Below are 19914 nucleotides of genomic sequence, written 5' to 3'. Positions count from 1 at the left end.
ACTTTTTTGTTAGTTACCCTCTGTATGTCATCACTCCCCATCGATTCTTATCAAAACACGTTCCATGAACAACTCTTAAATTCTCATCTTGTCGTCGAAGCTGAAACTGGATCGGGCAAATCAACACGTTTACCGATCTGGGCATCTGAGCATGGCCGAGTCTTGGTGGTGGAACCGAGAAGAATCGCCTGTACGTCATTAGCTAAATATCTCGCGCAGCAGTCGGGTGAAAAATTGGGTAGCAAGATTGGCTATGCGATTAAGCTTGAATCGGAATATAACGAGCACACCAACGTTGTGTTTGTGACTCCCGGTATCGCGCTGCGCTGGTTATCAGAAGATGGGCTCGCAAATTTCGATGTCATTGTTGTTGATGAATTTCATGAGAGACGTTGGGACATTGATCTGCTGGTGGCGATCCTTAAACAGAATGCGAGTCATCGTTTGGTGATCACGTCTGCAACCATCGAAGGGGAACGTCTTGCTCAGTATTTGGATGCGAATCGAATAAGCTGTGAAGGGCGAACTTATCAGGTCGAGATAGAACATAGAGCGAATGAGTCCAGAACTCTGCCAGATAGTCGGCATCTAGAACAACGCATTGCTGAAGAAGTGAATCATCAGCTCATTGCTTCACACGGCGATATGTTGGTTTTCCTACCGGGTAAAAAAGAGATTGTGCAATGTGAGCAAGCCTTGGCAAAGAATCCAGATATCCAAGTGGTGAAATTGCATGCATCGGTGAGTGATAAAGAACGAGACTTAGCGTTATCTGGTCGTAATGCCTACACCAATACCGATAACGACGACAGTTTGCGAAAAGTCATCCTTGCCACCAACGTTGCAGAAACCTCGTTAACCATTCCTGACATCGGTGTGGTGATAGATTCAGGATTGGAAAGACGAACTGTTCAACGCAACGGCAGAACGACTCTGATGCTCAAATCCATATCACGAGCCAGTGCCAAACAACGAGCTGGCCGCGCGGGTAGGGTAATGGATGGTGTCTGCGTTCGTCTATATGGCGAACATGCCGCATTAGAGTTGGTCACGCCTCCTGAACTGCAGCGCGAAGAACTGACAGAACCAATGCTTGCAGCTGCCTGCTGTAGAGCACCACTTGATAGCCTATCTTTCCTCGATCCTATCCCAGAGAAATCGCTATACAGCGCGACTCAAACCTTGTTGATGATGGAAGCGATTGATACCGAGCATCAAATCACGGAGCACGGTAAAAAGCTTTACCCGCTGCCGATTGACGCTTTGTACGCCGATATTGTTACTCGAATCAAAACCAAAGCACTCAAAGAGGCCATGGTGGATCTCACGGCGGCGCTGTCCGTTCCTGCTCGCTTGTATCAATTACCGAGCAATGCAGAACATCTTGAAGCGCTCGCTCAACAAGAAAAAGAAGGCTGTGACTTATCCCTGTTAATTCAGATTGTTCGTGGTCGTGATTATCCGCCTCTAGAAATAGACCAACAAGCACTGAATGAAGCTCAAGGGTTGGCCAAGCAAATGCGTGAGGTGTTTGAACTTCCTCAGTTAGAAGCTGCATCACGTTACCAGCGTATTGAGCTACTTAATACTATTATCCAACTGCACCCTGAGCTGGTGTTTGTGCGCAGACTGAAACGAAAAGAAGCATTTGCCAATGGGATTCTAGAAGTGGTACTCGGTCGTCAGAATCGTTTCCCTGACAAGGCGCAAGCGATGTTGGTGCTGGACACGCACAGCCTGCCGGGAAGAGGCGTTAAACAAACACTGACCCTAGCGACAGTGACTGCGCCGATTCCTTTAGATCTCGCCGTTGAAGCGGAGTTAGGTGAATGGCAACAAGGCGAAACCGTGGTCAATAATGATGGTGTATTTACTGAGATGGCTTTGGTGTACGCAGGCCGCACGATTGCGACTAAGCAAGTCGCGGCTGAAGGTCAGTTATCATTGAAGCCGATTGTCGATCTTGTCGTGAGCGGCGTTCAGCTTCCCGGTTTTGCAGAGGCTCGTACTCGAGAGATCAAACATTGGCAACTGTATGTGAAGCTTGGGCTCGATGAAGAGACAAAATATACACCCGAGATCGAGCAACTGAACTTTGAACTATGGTTTATAGAACAACTCGAAGTATTAGGCGTGACGGATGTCGGAGAGCTAGAAATGTTTGAACATTCTGATATCCCGTTTGATGGAATTCCCACATGGGCTTACTCAGAGTTCTCGGAAAAATACCCGTTTTCATTGAGCCTTGCTGATTTACAATTGGATGTTGAATACTTTCCCGCAAGAAAGCTGATTTACGTTCATTATCAATCGGGTAGTCGGAAGTTATCACCAAAACGTTGGGAACTGCCAACATGGTCTGGGTGGCGTATTCAGTACAAAAAAGCGAGCCGGATAATTGATATCAAATAGATGGATAAGTTTTATCTCTAAAATATTAATCAAATAGGTGCATATATGATATTTAAGTGCTTATTTTGTTACAAACTTGATTTTTATATGCCTTTTTAACCAATCAAAAGGTCATAAAAGACCATTCTTCTATATCCTATTGCTATATAGAAAGAGTTGATAGATATTGAGTATATTGTGTTGCCAAAGTGTCGGGGGACATCATGGATAAACAGGAAGAGACGCGTGTAGAGTTCGATTACACAACATTTCTTGGCGCCTCATGCAGTAAAAAATGGACTTTTCTGGAAGCACTCACCACTATTGCACCAGTATTCAGTACCGTCTGGAGGGATAGCATCAAAGAGCTAGCCAGCCCAGAAGATCGCTTATGGCAAATGGCATTGAAATCAATGTCTACACGTAAAAGCGATGAATCTAATATTGTCACTTTGCTTAAGCTAGCAAAGTTAGAAGGGATTAATGAGCTGAAAGTTGTGATGCCATATTCGCTTGAAGATGAGCAAATTGAGTACATAGAATCACGTAGTCATTTGGTGATTGCAGATAATTCTGGTGAAGAGTTCACTATCAAGCTTTGAGCATCAACCAAGCTTTGATCACAAACCTTCACGGTTAGCGGTAGCCATTCAATAGTTTCAATGAAATCTACATTGTAAAAAGGGCCTCAATATTGAGGCCCTTTTAGTATCTGAAATTTGTGCTTACTAGCTAGCTTCTTAGCTGACTAACTTTCTAGCTTGCGAATAGTCGACTAATCGATTAGCCCGTAATCGGCACGAAGCACATCAATGATTTCTTGTTTCGGATTGTTACTTAATACAATCTCGCCACCGGTGATTTTCGCCGCAATATCAAGGTAAGTACGAGAAAGAGACATTAATGCATCCAAAGGAAGTTCATTGTCACGCGCTAATGCTTCACGCTCTGGCATACGTTCTTTGTTCAACAGAATGTCGGCATCAGGGAAGTAGTTAAGTAGGAACTGACGGAAACCTTCTTTTGAGTTCTCGACGATGTTGCCTTTGTTGTACTCTTGAGTATCCCAAATGCGAGATGAGTCTGGAGTACCTACCTCGTCCATGTAGATAAGCTTTTCTTTACCTTGAGCATCGTTCACGTAGCCGAACTCAAATTTCGTATCGACAAAGGTTTGATCGACGTTTGCGAGTGCTTGGCTAATTACGTTGAAGCCTTCTTTTAGAAGTTTCTCGTAATGCGCAATGTCACTTGCTTGAGTAAAGTTGAAGGCTGCGAAGTTGTCTTCGATGTTGTTGCGAGTGATGTTCACATCGTCAGCTTCTGGTACGCCAGGAATTCCTTTCAAAATCCCTTTTGTAGAAGGCGTGATTAGAAGCTCAGGTAGCTTTTTGTCTTTCTCAAGGCCTTCAGGCATCTCGATACCGCAGAATTCACGTTCGCCGTTCGCGTATGCACGCCACATAGATCCTGTGATGTATTGACGACAAATCGCTTCGATCATGACAGGGCGAGCTTTTTGTACAATCCAAACGAATGGGTGAGGGATATCAAGAATGTGACTGTCAGCAAGGCCGTTGTCTTTAAACAATTTGAACCAGTGGTTAGAGATAGCATTCAGAGCTGCTCCCTTACCAGGAACACCTTTAAGATTACCTTCACCACGCCAAATACAATCAAACGCAGAGATACGGTCACTGATCACCATGATTGCTAAAGGCGCATCTGGCGCTACATTGTAGCCTTTCTCTTTAATTAGTCGTTGGCTATCTTCTTCAGTTAACCAGTAGACCGAACGAACCTTGCCACTGTGGACAGGTTTATCAGTACGGATTGGTAGGTCATCATTTACGGCAAGAACTTGATCAGCAAGGCTCATTTAGACATTCCTATCTTTTATCAAACGTCATACAGAGAAGTGCGGTGTGCACATGATTAGACGGGCATTATACCCAATCTACTATTTGCTTCCAGATAAAAAGCAAACGATTGCTAATTCTGTTGATCAAATAAAAACCCCCGCCTAACAATCCGCTAAAAAATTGGCGAATTGTAGGGCAGGGGAAGGCAGTATATTTGGACTGTGTTTTGGAGCTATGCTGTCAAGTTAACTTAAGTTTGTTAGCTAAAAGATTAAGCTATGTTTATGGGCTATGTTTTTGAGCCAAAATGTTATTAAGCAAGGTGGTCTAGTGAATACGCTCTGAATTGGCATCAATAAAGAAGACTTCACACTGAAAGCGCATTCCTAATGTTCTTAGGTATTGCTGACTGAATTGATCAATCGAAGCACTCGCAACAATCGCGCTCGCATTCTTAGATCGAATGGCTTTCTCGACGGTTTCTACTTCTGTCATTTGATTAGAGGCTTTCATGTGAATAACACGATCACAGCAAACATTATGTTGCTGCAGCTGTTTAGCCGATGGTCTTGGTGTTTGAGCCGTAAACAGTAACCACTGATGTTGATTGGACAGCAACGCCATTTTGGCAAACAACGCTTCTTCGTTTGAACTTTTTGTTTCACGAGAGACGGATGTAAATGCGCAGTGAGTTAGCGGGCTAGAGTGTTGGGCTTTAACGTGTGCTTGAATCATTTTGCTGTCCTTATATGCATGCTGTATGTGTATACAGTAGTTTTTGTTACTTATAAGATCAAGCGGTTTTTGTGGGATTATTGGTCGTTTTCTTGCAATGGAGTAAGTGATTTTTACTTAAGTTGTTGATATTTAATTGAAAATTGAATTTGACTGATTTTTCTATTTTGTCTCATAAATTGAAAAAATGTGATTTCTATACAGGTGTATACAGTGGTTTTTACAGAAAAGTACTGTATACATCTGTATAGAAGATAAGAAGATAAGAAGATAAGAAGATAAGAAGATAAGAAGATAAGAAGATAAGAAGATAAGTCTCAGATACAAAAAAAGCGCCTTAGGCGCTTTCTTATATTTCAACGGTGTTACTTATCTCAGTGTCGCTTGGGAGAGTTTTGTTCTCATTTCCATTTCACCAATATTGAACTGGCGAACATCAATGGTTGCAATATCATTGCACTCTTTACATGCATGATGACACTTACCATCTAGGTAGTCGTGCTTTTTTACTAGGCTTGGCTTTTTGCACCAATCACAAACGCCTTCTATTGTGAACATATTTTCTCCTCACCTGTTTAAGTCAGGTGTATTTTCGGCGCAAATTATGACACAAGTAAGACCCATTAGTTAATAGTTTGTTACCCGTTTTTGAGAGGGGGATCGATTGCAACACTAATAAAATCGGTATCTTTGCGATCTTGGAAAATGAATATGTGTGGTTGTTTACGGTTTTGTAACATTTTGTAAGATGGTTTTTAGCGCATTGTTCAAACGTTTCATTTCTTCGTCACATCCATGACCATCAGGGTGATAGATTTTAGAGAGCTGTTTGTATCGAATCTTAATGCTTTTTTGGTCAGGAATAGAGCTAGGTGTGTACCCAAATAGAGCGCAGGCTACTTGCAAAGCATTCAGACCTTTGTTGTTTTTCTGCTTATTCAATTCGTTATAGATGGTTTGAAGCTGGCGCTTTTGTTGCTTAATAGTGAAATCTTTGGCGCTAAGCTGTGCTTCAAGTGTTTGTTGCTGCTGATTCAACTCACCAGATTTCAGAACCTGTCTCTTTCGCGAGATAACTAGAGTCGCGCTGATACTTGCTATTGCAATCAAAACGGCCAGCACTGCGCCAATCATATAGTCAGAGCTTGTTAGATTAGAGCTTGTCGCTTGGCCATTATAGGGCTGAACGGAAGGGGATAAGCTTGATAGCCCTTGATTAGGTCGTTGTTGATCAGGTAACTCCTGACTTGTGTTGGTTTCTGTGTCGATGTCGTCATTGAGCTGTTCAATCGAAGAGATTTGTTTGGCACGCTGTTGGTTGAATTGTGCTTCCAGAACGCGATTGTACCCCTCTTCTGCATCAGGATTGTCTTTTAAGGCCGCTTCATACCATAACTGCGCTGAATCTAACGGTTGCAGTAGCTTTTTATCAAGTGAGGATTCATAGATCTTTGCCACCTCGTTGGGAGCACGCTTGTTACCTTGTAGCGCCGCTTTGATGAACCACTCCAAGGCCAGTTTGTTATCCTGCTCTACGCTTGTCCCCGCCAAGTACCATTCGCCCAGTCTAAATTGCGCATCTGCATTGCCATTGTCCGCTGACTGCGAGTACCAATAAAATGCATCATCGATGTTTTTAGGCACGTTAGTACCCAGTTCATACGATTGGGCTAATTGATACTGAGACGTTGAGTCTAGAGGTTGTAGCTCTTGAGGTTGTGAATCTAATGAAAGTTCAGCACTGCTTTCAGCATGAACGAAATGTGGGATGAACAATTGTATCGTGGAAAATACTAGGGCTAGAAATAGAGTTCTAAGAAGTGCCGATGACCGGAAGTTGGATAAGATAAGCAAAAGATAAGTCTCGTAAAAAAGCCCAGTGCCGATGTATCAGTATGAATACGCTATGTGGCTGAGTGTTAAAACGTAACGCTTAAAATAAGCCATACGACTGACAAGCAACTATATAGTGGTTAATTCAATAGATAAAGGTAACTGGGCTTTAATCGTGCTACTTAAGCGGCAAGATTTGAATTTCTACGCGACGGTTACAAGCTCGACCTTGAGACGTGTTGTTGTCACATAGAGGGTAACGTTCACCGTTACCACGAGCAATGGCACGGCCTGCTGCAACATCTTGAGAGATCAAGAATGCACGAACAGATTCAGCACGACGCTCAGAAAGGATTTGGTTCGATGATTCGCTGCCAGTACTGTCAGTGTGACCTTCGATGACTAGGCTAGTGTCTGGGTATTCAACTAAGATACGAGCAACACCGCGAAGTGTGTTGTGAATGCTTGATTCTAAAGCGTAAGAACTTGATTCGAAGCCAATGCCGTTTTCTAGACGAAGTAGAAGTTGGTTCTCACCAACACGCTCTACTTGAACGCCAGAGTTCATTAACTCTTCACGAAGTGCTGCTTCTTGTCGATCAAAGTAGTAACCAATACCACCACCAACAGCTGCACCACCTGCCGCACCAATCAGTGCGCGTTTACCACGATCTTTAGAGTTGTCACCAGTAGCAGCACCAGCAACGGCACCGGCGATTGCACCAATTAGAGCGCCTTGAGTTGCAGAGTTAGTCTCAGATTCACCAGTTGTAGCGTTTTGGCGTTGAGTTGCCTGACAACCCGTTAGAGCGACAGTAAGCGCTAGGGCTAGTGTGATTTTTTTCAACGTATTTCTCCATCATGTACTTCTGTCAAACATATAAGTAACGAATGACAACAATTAGTCCTGTAAGTCTTAATGATGGTTTTTATCAATACGTTGAAGCAATGTAAAGTGGCACTATGATTTAGTTATCTTTTTAACTGCTTGGGCACCGCCAACTGGACGATTAACAGACAACTTGCGACCTTTTTTCAAGCCAACTTCGTAGTCAGCTGTGAGGTTTTTCATCGCTTCTCTTAGTTGTTGTTTGAATGTTTCACGGTCAATATTTTCAAATTCTTTATCAATGTAGTTATTGATTTTGTTGTTTGACTCGTCGTCCGGGGTAATGGTTGGCAACTTTTCAAGCGCACCTTCTACCCAGCCAGAAACGTAAGAATTTACGCGACGAGTGACTTCGAGTGAACCTGTACCTGATCCTGCAAAGCTGTTTCTGAATTGACCAGTATGCTCGTTCAATTCACGATAAATGATGTCGAAAGCAAAGGCAGCAAAGATCGCGCGGTCGGCTTCGCCAATGAATTCCACACGCTTAAGGCCTTTGTGGTTCAGTAACACGGCTTCTACGCCAAACTTAGTATTGATACCACGAATAACGCGCAACAGAGTAGAGCTGATATTTGCCGGCAACAGGTGACTGGATTGAGTTTTCCCCATTTTGATAAATTCAATATCGTCTTTCTCGAGACCATATTTCAGCATCAAGTTATGCGCCATCTTTATTGCATTGGCCGCTTCGTTGACGTTCGCTGAATTTCCAAGCTCAAGACACTTGGCTATTTTCTTTAGGGCTTTTTTCTTATCCATCGACTACTTAATCATTACCGCAAATTTTGAAAAGTCCGACATTTTACATGTTTTGTCAGATAACAGAAAGCCCAAACTGGTTTGGATTGTATTAAAAGGGCACTGATGGGAGTGTGGAAGGCAATGTTGAGGCGCAATAAAAAACGCCATCAAGAGCATTGATGGCGTTAGTGACACAATTTGTCATTATGGCTAGAGCTTTAGCAAACTAGATCCCAAGTTCATCGAGGAGATCTGCTGCTGCATCGTTACCTGAGCTTTTTGCTGGTTTGTTCGCTTCTTGCATTTTTTTCTGAGTCGCTTCAAGAATGCTATCTGGACATTCGTCTTCAGCGATTTCAAATTCTTCCAATTGGATGAATTCCGTTTTATCCATTGCAAGTTCAAGATAGAAGATGTTGTTGTTTGCAGTTGAGAAAGTCACACGACGAGCTTGTGGACGATCGAGGTTAGTATCAACTGAAAGGTTCACTTGCTTGTTCAGTGCCAGCATTTTCGGTTGGTTCTGCGTGATGTTAGTTTGCAGTTCCTTGCGAATTTTATTCGTGAAATCACCAACCAACTGGTTCATTAACTCGCCCAAAACATCGCCCACTTCGTCAGACGTGTGAAGCACTGCGAGCTCATCTTCTGGCATGCCCATGTTACGCATGTAATTGGTATAGATCTCTAGCGCCGCTTTAGACGTAAAATTGATAACAACAAGACCAGAAAAGCCGCCGTCAAATAAAACGAAGCAACCAAAGTCTGGCTTCAGACTTGTCTTGTTAATCTTTTGCACCATAGCTGAATAGGACACCTGAGAAGCCGTCGCTGAAGTGAGTACGCTTGATACTGATTGGCATAGCTTAAGAAGAATATCTTCAGTTGTGACTGTTTTGTTTTTTTTCATTGTTATGTGCTCATGGAGATGTCTTAACAAAATGTTATTCAGTATATCGCGACTGAATTAAGACGAAAGTGACTATTTCTCCATTCTTGCATTCAGATTCTGATTTGATCATCTTTTTATATGATCTTAATAGTAGTAAAGTGACGAAATTCAAAGAAAATTATTAAAAATCTCAGATAACCCAATGCTGATAGGATCAGCGAAGTAGGGGCAGGAAGCAAATGTTACCAAGACTTCAACTCAATGCTGATGTCGATCCAGTTGTCGTACGCTTTTTAGATGAACTAAAAATAGCGGGCTTTACTGGCGACATTGAGTCTCAATATTCGAGCCGTTTGGCCGTGGCGACTGATAACAGTGTGTATCAGCAATTGCCGCAGGCGGTCATTCTTCCTAAGACAACAAACGATGTTGTTTTGATCGGTAAAGTGGGCGCTCAGTCCGCTTACGAACGAGTGACTTTTTCACCTCGTGGTGGCGGTACCGGAACTAACGGTCAATCCTTGACGAAAGGTGTCGTTGTTGACATGTCACGACACATGAATAACGTTCTTGAAATTAACGAAAAAGAGGGCTGGGTGAGAGTTCAGTCTGGTGTCGTTAAAGATCAATTGAACGATGCTGTACGTCCCTACGGTTACTTCTTCTCTCCAGACCTTTCAACCAGTAACCGAGCAACTTTAGGTGGCATGGTCAATACCGATGCTTCTGGTCAGGGGTCATTGAAGTACGGCAAAACCTCTGATCATGTGTTGTCGCTGCAAGCGGTCTTCGCAGATGGTTCATGTCTCGAATCCGATTTATCACACGGTTTGCCTGCTGAAGGTGAATTCGCTCACCATGCACTTGCAGTAACTGAAGCCGTTTGTCGAGATAAGCGCGATCAAATCCTCAACAAATTCCCTCCGTTAAACCGCTTTCTTACGGGCTATGACCTAAAGAATGCGATTAACGAAGAAGATGATAGCTTTGATCTTACTCGTGTCCTGTGTGGCGCAGAGGGTTCATTAGCATTCATTACGGAAGCAAAGCTGAACCTAACGCCGATTCCAAAAGCGCGCACACTGGTTAACGTGAAATACAACACGTTTGATTCAGCGCTACGTAATGCTCCGTTTATGGTAGAAGCTAAAGCGTTATCAGTAGAGACGGTCGATTCAAGAGTATTGAACCTAGCGAAGCAAGACATTGTTTGGCACACCGTGAGCGACCTACTGATGGATGTTCCAAATAAAGAGATGCTTGGCATCAACATGGTTGAGTTTGCAGGCCAAGACGAAGCGGAAGTTGAACAACAAGTTCAAGCGCTGACTGCACAACTTGAAAGCATGGTGGAAACTGAAGAAGCGGGTGTGATTGGCTTCCAAGTGTGCAGCGACTTAGCGAGCATTGGCCGAATCTACAATATGCGTAAAAAAGCGGTGGGTCTGTTAGGTGCGGCGAAAGGCCGAGCTAAGCCAGTCGCTTTTGCTGAAGATACCTGTGTACCACCGGAAAACTTGGCGGACTTCATTTCTGAATTCAGAGTCCTGCTCGATTCCAAAGAGTTGAACTACGGCATGTTTGGTCACGTTGATGCGGGTGTGTTACACGTGCGTCCGGCACTTGATCTGTGTGACCCAATGCAAGAAGCACTGATGCACGAAGTCTCTGATGAAGTGGTTAAGCTGGTGGCTAAATACGGCGGCTTAATGTGGGGTGAGCATGGTAAAGGTTTCCGTTCTGAGTATGGCCCTGACTTCTTTGGTGAAGAGCTGTTTACTGAGTTAAGACGAGTTAAAGCCGCGTTTGACCCGCACAACAAGATGAACCCAGGCAAGATCTGTACGCCATTAGAAAGCGACGCAGAATTGGTGAAAGTCACCGATACCAAGCGTGGCTTCTATGACCGTCAGATCGACGTACAAGTTCGTGATAGCTTCAAACAAGCGATGGAATGTAATGGCAACGGTTTGTGCTTCAACTACGATACTAGCTCGCCAATGTGTCCTTCGATGAAAGTTACTGCTGACCGTCGTCATTCACCAAAAGGCCGCGCAGGCTTAGTAAGAGAGTGGTTGCGCCAGTTAACGGAACAAGGCGTCGATATTCTCGATTTAGAGCAAGAAGCGCTGAAGGACAATACTCCGGTTAAAACCATGGTGGAACGTGTTCGTAACACAATGAACAAACGCCATGAATACGATTTTTCTCATGAAGTCCACGAAGCGATGAACGGTTGTCTTGCGTGTAAAGCGTGTGCGAGCCAATGTCCGATTAAAGTCGATGTGCCGAGTTTCCGTTCACGATTCTTAAATATCTATTACTCGCGCTACCAACGCCCAGCAAAAGATTACTTGGTGGCGAACATTGAAACCATGTTGCCATTAATGGCGAAAGCGCCAAAAGTAGTGAACGCTGCATTGGGTCAAAAATGGATACAAACGGCAACTGCGAAAACGGTGGGTTATGTCGATGCACCATTGATGTCGGTGCCTACGCTGAAAAATCGTTTGGCAAGCAAAGAGCTGCAACTCTTCGATCTTCAATATCTAGAAGGGCTCTCTTCTGAGCAGAAAAAGCAGCATGTGTTGATCGTTCAAGATCCATTTACGAGTTTCTATGATGCCGAGGTGGTTGAAGACTTCGTCACTCTGGCTCAAAAGCTTGGCAAAACTCCGGTATTACTGCCGTTTAAACCAAATGGCAAAGCACTGCATATCAAAGGCTTCTTAAGTCGTTTTGCGCGTGAAGCGAAATCAACTGCTGATTTCTTGTCGATGGTTGCTGATATCGGTATTCCTTTGGTGGGCGTCGATCCTGCACTTGTGCTTTGTTATCGCGATGAATACGTCGAGATCTTGGCTGACAAGCGCGGAGACTTTGATGTGTTAACAGTGCACGAATGGTTGCTACCATCACTAGGTGGGTTTGAAGCGCGTTCTGCAAGTGAAGAGATGTGGTACTTGTTCGCTCACTGTACTGAGAAAACCAAAATGCCAAACGCTGAAAAAGAGTGGGGCGCTATCTTTAAACATTTTGGCGCTGCGTTAACCAGCGTTCCTGTTGGCTGTTGTGGCATGGCGGGCACTTTCGGACACGAAGTCGATAAGCTACAAATGTCGAAAGATATATATGGTTTAAGTTGGAAGCCAAGGATGCAAGACTTACCGAAAGAGCGTTGCTTAGTGACGGGTTATTCCTGTCGAAGCCAAGTGAAGCGTTTTGAGGGTGAGAAGCTTGCCCACCCATTACAGGCGCTAATCAAAATTCTTTAATACATTTAGCCCAGCAATTGCTGGGCTTTTTTCTAAACTAACAATGGAATTGTTAATAAGGAAAGCTATGAGATTTTTAGAGTTAAAAGTACCACCCGTCGCACTATTCATTATTGTATTTATAGCCTCGTACTTCTGCGCTCAGGAGTTGAGCCTAGGGACATTGGCACTGCCTTATGGAATGGTTGTGCTCGGTATCGGGATTGCATTGAGTGGCATCATTGGAATATCAGGCATATGGGAGTTTCGAAAACAGAAAACCACCGTTAATCCGATCAAAGTCGAAACCGCCTCGTCAGTCGTGGACAGCGGCATTTTTGGCTACACACGAAATCCAATGTATTTAGGGTTATTCATCCTACTGTTTTGCTTCGGTTACTTCTTCCAAAACCTGTTCAGTGTTTTGCTTAGCTTTGTATTCGTGATTTACATGACTCAGTTCCAAATTAAGCCAGAAGAGCGCGCTCTAGAGCAATTATTCGGTGCGGAATATGTTGATTACAAACAAAAGGTTAGACGCTGGATTTAAGCCTGGATTGAGTAGCTTGATGTAAACGGAATCGAAATAAAAAAGCCCAGCTTGAGATTATCAAGCTGGGCTTTATTGATCTTGTTCTAGAGTTATTTACATCACGTGGTGTAAATAAGGATGCTGATTAAGCAGCAGCTGCGAACTGAGCTAGAAACATCTCTTTGCGTTCGTTGAAGCGGTTTACTAGGTCGTCGACAGAAGCTTGGTCGTATGGCTTAAGGCCACTTGCTACCATGCGTTTCACGCCTTTACCGACAACTTCGCCATCTTCTTTGAAATCGAAGTTTAGTGTCACGATGCCACGCTTGCCTTCAACATCAAAAGTTGCACCAGAGAATTCAACTTCTGGGTGAGATAGGTCTAGGCGAGTAAATTCAACTTCCATGCTCTCGTAAATAACAAGAGGGCGTTGGCAGTTGATCATCATCTGTTGCTCTTCCATAAGAGGAACCATGATGTGTGGGAAGTTCATACCAGAGAACTTAACGTAGTTTGTTACTACGTGCTCAATGAATGCTTGATCGTGGCTCTTTTCACCTTCACAAGACATGTGTAGGTACTCTTTGCCTTTTTCGTCAACCAGTGAGCTTTCTTTCTCACACTTGTTGTCAACGCTAAGCGCAATACCGTTACCCACCATACCTGAAAAATCAAAACGCATTTTTTGGCTGATGCCTTCTTTTTGCAGCAGTACTGCAAACAAAAGATCGCCAGGCACGCAGAAGCGCTTGTTGTCTTCATCGTGAATTGGGTTGAAGTCAGCGGCTACTTTTTTAGCAAAGTGGCTAGCCTGTTCACGAGTGAATTGAAATTGATTGTCTTCAGTAGAAAAGTAAGGTGTCAGAAACATAGTATCGCTATTAGTCATCAAATCTGGGGTGGATTATAGCTAACTAACTTCGTTCTAATGGTCTATCCAGTTAACTTTGCTTATATATCAGTCAATTAGATAAATACGTTGGATGGTATGTGACGATTTTAAGGGAGATATGGCCTTTGGCTCAATGCAACAAGGGCTAATTAATAGCCCTTGTTTATATGACACTCTAATGGGTGTTGTTCAGAATGTTTTTGCTTTAAAAGCTACACAAAGTACCTTCTGGCATTAGGTGATTATGAACGGACAATTTGAGCAACAGGTTAGCTTGTTCAATATCCGGTGCAAAATATCTGTCTTTGTCGTAGAAGCTGACTTTTTCACGCAGAATCTGTTTCGCTTCTTCCACACGAGGAGAAGATAGATTCGGAGCTCGGAAATCTAGCCCTTGTGCCGCTGCTAAATATTCTACTGCCAATATCCCACGGGTGTTTTCAGCCATGTATCTAAGCCTACGAGCTGCAAAGGTAGCCATTGAGACGTGGTCTTCTTGGTTTGCAGAAGTAGGCAGGCTGTCTATTGACGCCGGATGAGCCAAGGTTTTGTTCTCACTAGCGAGTGCTGCAGACGTTACTTGAGCAATCATAAAACCCGAGTTCACGCCGCCGTTATCGACCAAGAAAGGTGGAAGTTTGCTTAGCGCACTATCAATCAACAACGCCATTCTACGCTCTGACAAGCTACCGATTTCAGCTATCGCTAGTGCAAGGTTATCGGCTGCCATTGCGACAGGTTCTGCGTGGAAGTTACCGCCCGAAATGATGTCGCCATCGTCAGCGAAAACAAGCGGGTTGTCGGATACGGCATTCGCTTCAATCGTTAACGTCTCTGCTGAGTTGCGAATCTGCTGTAAACACGCACCCATCACTTGAGGTTGGCAACGCAGCGAGTAAGGGTCTTGAACCTTTTCACAGCAAGTATGTGATTCACCAATTTCGCTCTTTTGATCAAGCATATGGCGGTAAGCAAGTGCTGCATCCATTTGGCCACGATGACCACGAACGCGGTGAATACGAGGATCAAATGGACGACGACTACCTAGCGCTGCCTCAACAGACATTGCACCACACACGGTTGCAGACGCGAATAAGTCTTCTGCTGCGAAAAGACCTTCTAATGCAAATGCAGTTGATGCCTGAGTACCGTTTAACAGCGCCAAACCTTCTTTAGGTGCTAGCGTTATAGGCTCTAAGCCGGCGATCTGCATTGCTTCTAAGCCTGTTATGATCTTGCCGTTGTGGCGAGCTTGGCCTTCACCTAGTAGAACTGTACTCATATGTGCAAGAGGAGCGAGATCTCCAGAAGCGCCAACTGATCCTTTTTGTGGTACACACGGGTAAACCTGCGCGTTCACTAGATCGATAAGAGCGTTGATGACCTTGAGTCGGATACCAGAGTAACCACGAGACAAACTGTTAATCTTGAGCACCATCATCAAACGCACAGTCTCATCCGACATGAATTTACCAATGCCCGCTGCGTGAGAAAGCACGATACTTTTCTGTAGTACTTCTAAATCTTCAGGGGCGATTTTGGTATTTGCTAACAAGCCAAAACCCGTATTGATCCCATACACAGTGCGATCTTCAGCAATCACTTGTTCGACAACGTGCATGCTCGCTTCAATATCAGGAATTGCTGCTGGATCGAGTGATAAGTTCACAGGGCTACGACTAATCTTACGAAGTTCTGGTAGGCCTAGAAGTCCTGGTTTAAGTAATAAATTCAACATGTTTTCTCCAGACATTAAAGGCGACGAAGTTCTTTGTTTAGCATTGGTAAATCAAGCTTCTGCTCTTTAGCACACTGCTTGGCAATATCGTAACCCGCATCAGCATGACGCATAACGCCGGTTGCTGGGTCGTTGTGAAGTACGCGAGCAATACGTTGTGATGCATCTTCGCTACCGTCACAACAAATCACCATACCTGAGTGTTGTGAGAAGCCCATGCCAACGCCACCGCCATGGTGCAGAGAAACCCATGTTGCGCCGCCTGCAGTATTTAGAAGGGCGTTCAATAGAGGCCAATCTGATACGGCATCTGATCCATCCATCATGCCTTCTGTTTCACGGTTCGGGCTCGCTACTGAGCCTGAATCTAGGTGGTCACGACCGATAACAACGGGTGCTTTCAGTTCACCATTTTTAACCATTTCATTGAATGCTTGGCCCAAACGTTCACGATCTTTCAAGCCAACCCAACAAATACGAGCTGGTAGGCCCTGGAACTGAATGCGTTCACGTGCCATATCTAACCAGTTGTGCAGGTGTGGGTTGTCTGGAATCAGCTCTTTTACTTTTTGATCTGTTTTGTAGATGTCTTCTGGGTCACCAGATAGGGCAGCCCAACGGAATGGACCGATGCCTTCACAGAACAGAGGACGAATATAAGCAGGAACAAATCCTGGGAAATCAAATGCGTTTTCCACGCCTTCTTCCAGTGCCATTTGGCGAATGTTGTTACCATAATCTACGGTCGCAGCGCCGCGGTATTGTAGATCTAGCATCGCTTGTACTTGAATAGCCATTGATTGCTTAGCGGCTTTCACCACTTTTGCTTCATCAACTAAACGCTCTTGAGCTGCTTTCTCCATCGTCCAACCTTGCGGTAAGTAGCCATTCAGTGGATCGTGGGCAGAGGTTTGGTCAGTCACTACGTCTGGCGTGATATTACGTTCAACAAGCTCTGGGAATACGTCTGCTGCGTTACCAAGTAAGCCAACAGAAATTGGCGTGTCTGATTCTTTAATCATTGCCATCGCTTCATCAATGCTGGTGGCTTTTTTGTCTACATAGCCAGTACGCAAGCGGTAGTCGATTCGTGATTCGTCACATTCAACCGCGATCATTGAGAAGCCAGCCATAGTTGCCGCAAGAGGCTGAGCTCCGCCCATACCACCAAGGCCACCTGTTAGAACCCACTTACCGTTTGCTTCGCCTTGGAAGTGCTTCTTCGCGATAGCGACAAATGTTTCGTAAGTACCTTGAACGATGCCTTGTGAGCCAATGTAAATCCAACTACCTGCTGTCATCTGGCCGTACATCATCAAGCCTTCTTTATCGAGCTCGTTGAAGTGCTCCCAGTTCGCCCAGTGTGGAACAAGGTTAGAATTCGCGATCAGTACGCGAGGTGCGTTTTTATGAGTTGGGAACACGCCCACAGGTTTACCTGATTGAACAAGCAACGTTTGGTCGTCTTCTAAACGTTCTAATACTTCAACAATCTTGTCATAACATTTCCAATCACGCGCAGCGCGACCAATACCACCATACACAACCAGTGCATGTGGGTGTTCTGCCACATCAGGGTCTAGGTTATTCATCAGCATACGCAGTGGTGCTTCTGTTAACCAAGATTTAGCGCGCAAAGTGGTGCCATGAGGTGCGCGAATTTCGCGAGTCGTGTCGAGACGAGGGTCACTGTTGTGGTGTTCCGTCATTTTGGAATTCCTTCTGTTTCACGTTATATCGTTGTAGTTGTAGTTGTAGTTGTAGTTGTAGTTGTAGTTGTAGTTGTAGTTGTAGTTGTAGTTATCGGTATAGCTGGATTAGTCGCTGGCCATTGCACTGGCTATGTCCCAACACAAACGTGCCGCTAATCGAGCCGTTTGGCCATCGACGTCGTAGTCTGGGTTATATTCCGCAATGTCCGCGATAATGAGTTTTTCACTGTGTTTGAAAATCTGTTCTAGAAAAGGAGCGAGCGCTTCATAACTCACGCCTCTTGCTGCTGGTGCGCTTACGCCCGGCGCTGTAGCTGCGGGGAAAACATCAAGATCAATGGTGAGATAGAGGTAATCACACTCAGCGATGAATTTTTGCAACTTAACCAATTGAGCGATTTGGTTTACTTGGGTCATGTTGCGGTCGTGTTCATACCACACACTCAGTTGGTCGGCTTTGTTGAACAGTGCTTTGGTATTGCTGGCTGCACTAACGCCAAGACAAGCGTAATGAAACTGCCACTGATGCTTGTGGCAGTAGTCATTTATCTGGTTAAAAGGTGTACCTGAACTGGGTTTAACATCAGCAATGTCGCTTTCAAATTCACGAAGATCAAAGTGAGCATCGAAGTTAACGATGCCTATTTTAGGTTTGTGCTCAGATTGAATTTTATTTAGGTGTTTCGCTTTATGTAAATGCTCAGCTAGGCCTTGGAAAGATGCCCAAGCGACTTCGTGACCACCGCCAAGGGTAATCACTTTGTTTGTTGATAAAGCATTAGCAATAACAGAAGCACACTGTTTTTGGCTGACTTCGAGCTGGCCATCATTGCACTCGATATCACCAAGATCCGTGATATAAGCGTCACTGTGCCAAGCCATATTCGCCAACGCTTGACGAATCAGGTTAGGTGCTTGTTTCGCGCCTACGCGTCCTTTATTCCTTGCCACACCTGCATCGCTAGCAAAGCCAATCAAAGCGATAGCGCTATCAGTAAGCTCGTTACTTAAATCACTACTTTGCACTTGTTTGGTAATGTGATGTACACGTGTGCTAAGTTCGCCATCTTCAAGATCATTGCGTCCCGTCCATACAAAATTATGTACGGCTGTTGCGTTCTTTTGAATGCCGTTGGACTTAGATTGAGTCATGACACACCTCGCCGTTAACAATGCGTTTATGCAGATGAGGAACACCGACTTGATAGCTTAAGTCAGCAGGGTGGTCGATATTCCAGATAGCCAAATCTGCGGCATAACCGATTTCGATTTTGCCTTTGGTTTGTGAGCCGCCAATGGCAGCCGCAGCATGACAAGTCACGCCACGCAGTGCTTCTTCAGGCGTCGTGCCAAACAGAGTGCAGCTCATGTTCATCATTAGTGTTAAATCAGCAAAGGGAGAAGTGCCGGGGTTGAGGTCGGTCGCGATCGCCATTGGTATGTTGTGCTCACGAAGTAGGGCAACGGGCGGCTGCTGAGTCTCTTTCAAAAAATAGAAAGCGCCGGGTAGCAAGGTGGCAACTGTGCCTGATTCAGCCAGCGCTTTGACTCCGGTTTCATCAAGGTACTCAACATGGTCAACAGAGAGTGCGCCGTATTTTGCTGCAAGCGCACTGCCACCCATATTAGAAAGCTGTTCTGTGTGGCCCTTAATCGCGAGCCCATGTTCTTTGGCTGCTGCAAATACACGTTCGGTTTGTTCTAGGTTGAAGCCGATAGATTCGCAGAACACGTCAACAGCATCGGCTAGGCCTTGTTCAGCCGCTTTAGGGATGATCTCTTGGCAAACCAGATCAATATAGCTGTCCGGTTGCTCTTTGTATTCGGGCGGCACAGCATGTGCTGCAAGGAGAGTTGTGGTGATCTTAATTCGGCGATGATTCTCTAACGCTTTCGCAGCGCGTAACATCTTGAGTTCATCATCAAGTGTTAAACCATAGCCAGATTTTACTTCGATGCTGGTTACGCCACTTCTTATTAGGCCATCGAGTCTAGGCAAAGCCATTTCAACCAGTTCAGACTCTTGCGCTACGCGTGTCGCGGTGACTGTCGCTAGAATGCCGCCGCCCTGCTTGGCGATGTCGGTGTAAGACACACCATTCAAACGCTGCTCAAATTCATTGGCACGATTACCCGCAAATACGAGGTGAGTGTGGCAATCAATTAATCCCGGTGTTACTAGCTTGTTCTTGCAGTCATAGGTGACGTAATCCAAAGAATCATCAATGTTCGGTTGCTCTAACTCAGAAGCAAGTACCTCGTGATTTGAACGAGACATGGACACGATCTTACCGTTCTCGATAACGATATCTTGAGGGGAAGACGGCTGATAACCATCGGTTCCCGAACTCATGGAGACCACTCGTGCGTTTTTGAGGATCAAATTCATAATCACCTAGATCTTTGCTAAACATTAAATGTATATACAAATAAATAGGCT

Annotated in this window: 16 protein-coding genes; 4 read left to right on the top strand and 12 right to left on the bottom strand. The window is 44.7% G+C overall.

The window, feature by feature from the left end; all coding sequences use genetic code 11:
- Positions 1-24 precede the first annotated feature (24 nt).
- Complete coding sequence (locus IHV80_RS09700; RefSeq protein WP_192888892.1) at positions 25-2412, top strand: helicase-related protein; 2388 nt, start codon at positions 25-27, stop codon at positions 2410-2412.
- 203 nt (positions 2413-2615) lie between these two features.
- A complete protein-coding gene (locus IHV80_RS09695) occupies positions 2616-2993 on the top strand; it encodes a transporter (protein ID WP_192888891.1) in 378 nt (125 codons plus the stop codon).
- A gap of 173 nt (positions 2994-3166) precedes the next feature.
- Here IHV80_RS09695 and IHV80_RS09690 read toward each other — a convergent pair whose 3' ends face one another.
- The 7 genes from IHV80_RS09690 to IHV80_RS09660 all read right to left on the bottom strand — a co-directional run bounded on the left by IHV80_RS09690 (position 3167) and on the right by IHV80_RS09660 (position 9364).
- Positions 3167-4270, bottom strand: a complete 1104-nt coding sequence (locus IHV80_RS09690; protein ID WP_192888890.1) for a phosphoribosylaminoimidazolesuccinocarboxamide synthase — start codon at positions 4268-4270, stop codon at positions 3167-3169.
- A gap of 310 nt (positions 4271-4580) precedes the next feature.
- The gene (locus tag IHV80_RS09685) at positions 4581-4988 is read right to left on the bottom strand and encodes a SulA-like leucine-rich domain-containing protein (RefSeq protein ID WP_192888889.1); all 408 of its coding nucleotides are present in this window, start codon (positions 4986-4988) and stop codon (positions 4581-4583) included.
- Between the two features lie 369 nt (positions 4989-5357).
- Complete coding sequence (locus tag IHV80_RS09680; RefSeq protein ID WP_017078672.1) at positions 5358-5546, bottom strand: hypothetical protein; 189 nt, start codon at positions 5544-5546, stop codon at positions 5358-5360.
- Between the two features lie 165 nt (positions 5547-5711).
- Positions 5712-6842: an SEL1-like repeat protein gene (locus IHV80_RS09675; protein WP_192888888.1), complete on the bottom strand. Its 1131-nt coding sequence runs from the start codon at positions 6840-6842 to the stop codon at positions 5712-5714.
- 157 nt (positions 6843-6999) lie between these two features.
- Positions 7000-7668, bottom strand: coding sequence for an OmpA family protein (locus IHV80_RS09670; protein ID WP_065111151.1), 669 nt, complete (start codon positions 7666-7668; stop codon positions 7000-7002).
- Positions 7669-7782: 114 nt separating this feature from the next.
- On the bottom strand, positions 7783-8472 hold the full coding sequence (locus IHV80_RS09665) for a DUF2786 domain-containing protein (protein ID WP_029223537.1): 690 nt from the start codon (positions 8470-8472) through the stop codon (positions 7783-7785).
- Positions 8473-8680: 208 nt separating this feature from the next.
- Positions 8681-9364: a DUF3334 family protein gene (locus IHV80_RS09660; RefSeq protein WP_192888887.1), complete on the bottom strand. Its 684-nt coding sequence runs from the start codon at positions 9362-9364 to the stop codon at positions 8681-8683.
- A 221-nt stretch (positions 9365-9585) separates the two neighbouring features.
- Between IHV80_RS09660 and ydiJ the strand changes: the two genes are divergently transcribed.
- Entirely contained in the window at positions 9586-12621 is a 3036-nt protein-coding gene (gene ydiJ, locus IHV80_RS09655; protein WP_192888886.1) for a D-2-hydroxyglutarate dehydrogenase YdiJ, read from the top strand.
- 67 nt (positions 12622-12688) lie between these two features.
- The gene (locus tag IHV80_RS09650; RefSeq protein WP_192888885.1) at positions 12689-13150 is read left to right on the top strand and encodes a methyltransferase family protein; all 462 of its coding nucleotides are present in this window, start codon (positions 12689-12691) and stop codon (positions 13148-13150) included.
- Positions 13151-13277: 127 nt separating this feature from the next.
- On the opposite strand, the gene IHV80_RS09645 is transcribed toward IHV80_RS09650, so the two are convergent.
- The 5 genes from IHV80_RS09645 to hutI all read right to left on the bottom strand — a co-directional run bounded on the left by IHV80_RS09645 (position 13278) and on the right by hutI (position 19863).
- On the bottom strand, positions 13278-14003 hold the full coding sequence (locus IHV80_RS09645; RefSeq protein WP_010438254.1) for a DUF3581 domain-containing protein: 726 nt from the start codon (positions 14001-14003) through the stop codon (positions 13278-13280).
- Positions 14004-14229: 226 nt separating this feature from the next.
- Positions 14230-15762 carry a histidine ammonia-lyase gene (gene hutH / locus IHV80_RS09640; RefSeq protein ID WP_032501161.1) on the bottom strand — a complete coding sequence of 511 codons (1533 nt, stop codon included), beginning with the start codon at positions 15760-15762 and terminating at the stop codon, positions 14230-14232.
- A gap of 14 nt (positions 15763-15776) precedes the next feature.
- Positions 15777-17471, bottom strand: coding sequence for a urocanate hydratase (gene hutU / locus IHV80_RS09635; protein ID WP_192888884.1), 1695 nt, complete (start codon positions 17469-17471; stop codon positions 15777-15779).
- Between the two features lie 108 nt (positions 17472-17579).
- Positions 17580-18626, bottom strand: a complete 1047-nt coding sequence (hutG, locus tag IHV80_RS09630; protein WP_192888883.1) for a formimidoylglutamase — start codon at positions 18624-18626, stop codon at positions 17580-17582.
- Positions 18613-19863, bottom strand: coding sequence for an imidazolonepropionase (gene hutI / locus IHV80_RS09625; protein ID WP_192888882.1), 1251 nt, complete (start codon positions 19861-19863; stop codon positions 18613-18615). Before hutI ends, hutG begins: the two co-directional genes overlap by 14 nt.
- Positions 19864-19914: the final 51 nt, after the last annotated feature.

The organism is Vibrio bathopelagicus, from assembly GCF_014879975.1.
Lineage (GTDB): Bacteria > Pseudomonadota > Gammaproteobacteria > Enterobacterales > Vibrionaceae > Vibrio > Vibrio bathopelagicus.
The sequence above is the reverse complement of the archived record's forward strand: the minus strand, read 5'-3'. Positions and strand labels throughout refer to the sequence as shown.

What these genes read in the sequence shown, in the direction of transcription:
- IHV80_RS09665 (WP_029223537.1), bottom strand. Translation starts at nt 8,472, where the DNA reads ATGGATAAGAAAAAAGCCCTAAAGAAAATAGCCAAGTGTCTTGAGCTT.
- IHV80_RS09680 (WP_017078672.1), bottom strand. Translation starts at nt 5,546, where the DNA reads ATGTTCACAATAGAAGGCGTTTGTGATTGGTGCAAAAAGCCAAGCCTA.
- IHV80_RS09645 (WP_010438254.1), bottom strand. Translation starts at nt 14,003, where the DNA reads ATGTTTCTGACACCTTACTTTTCTACTGAAGACAATCAATTTCAATTC.
- IHV80_RS09685 (WP_192888889.1), bottom strand. Translation starts at nt 4,988, where the DNA reads ATGATTCAAGCACACGTTAAAGCCCAACACTCTAGCCCGCTAACTCAC.
- hutU (WP_192888884.1), bottom strand. Translation starts at nt 17,471, where the DNA reads ATGACGGAACACCACAACAGTGACCCTCGTCTCGACACGACTCGCGAA.
- hutH (WP_032501161.1), bottom strand. Translation starts at nt 15,762, where the DNA reads ATGTTGAATTTATTACTTAAACCAGGACTTCTAGGCCTACCAGAACTT.
- hutG (WP_192888883.1), bottom strand. Translation starts at nt 18,626, where the DNA reads ATGACTCAATCTAAGTCCAACGGCATTCAAAAGAACGCAACAGCCGTA.
- IHV80_RS09660 (WP_192888887.1), bottom strand. Translation starts at nt 9,364, where the DNA reads ATGAAAAAAAACAAAACAGTCACAACTGAAGATATTCTTCTTAAGCTA.
- ydiJ (WP_192888886.1), top strand. Translation starts at nt 9,586, where the DNA reads ATGTTACCAAGACTTCAACTCAATGCTGATGTCGATCCAGTTGTCGTA.
- IHV80_RS09700 (WP_192888892.1), top strand. Translation starts at nt 25, where the DNA reads ATGTCATCACTCCCCATCGATTCTTATCAAAACACGTTCCATGAACAA.
- hutI (WP_192888882.1), bottom strand. Translation starts at nt 19,863, where the DNA reads ATGAATTTGATCCTCAAAAACGCACGAGTGGTCTCCATGAGTTCGGGA.
- IHV80_RS09690 (WP_192888890.1), bottom strand. Translation starts at nt 4,270, where the DNA reads ATGAGCCTTGCTGATCAAGTTCTTGCCGTAAATGATGACCTACCAATC.
- IHV80_RS09695 (WP_192888891.1), top strand. Translation starts at nt 2,616, where the DNA reads ATGGATAAACAGGAAGAGACGCGTGTAGAGTTCGATTACACAACATTT.
- IHV80_RS09650 (WP_192888885.1), top strand. Translation starts at nt 12,689, where the DNA reads ATGAGATTTTTAGAGTTAAAAGTACCACCCGTCGCACTATTCATTATT.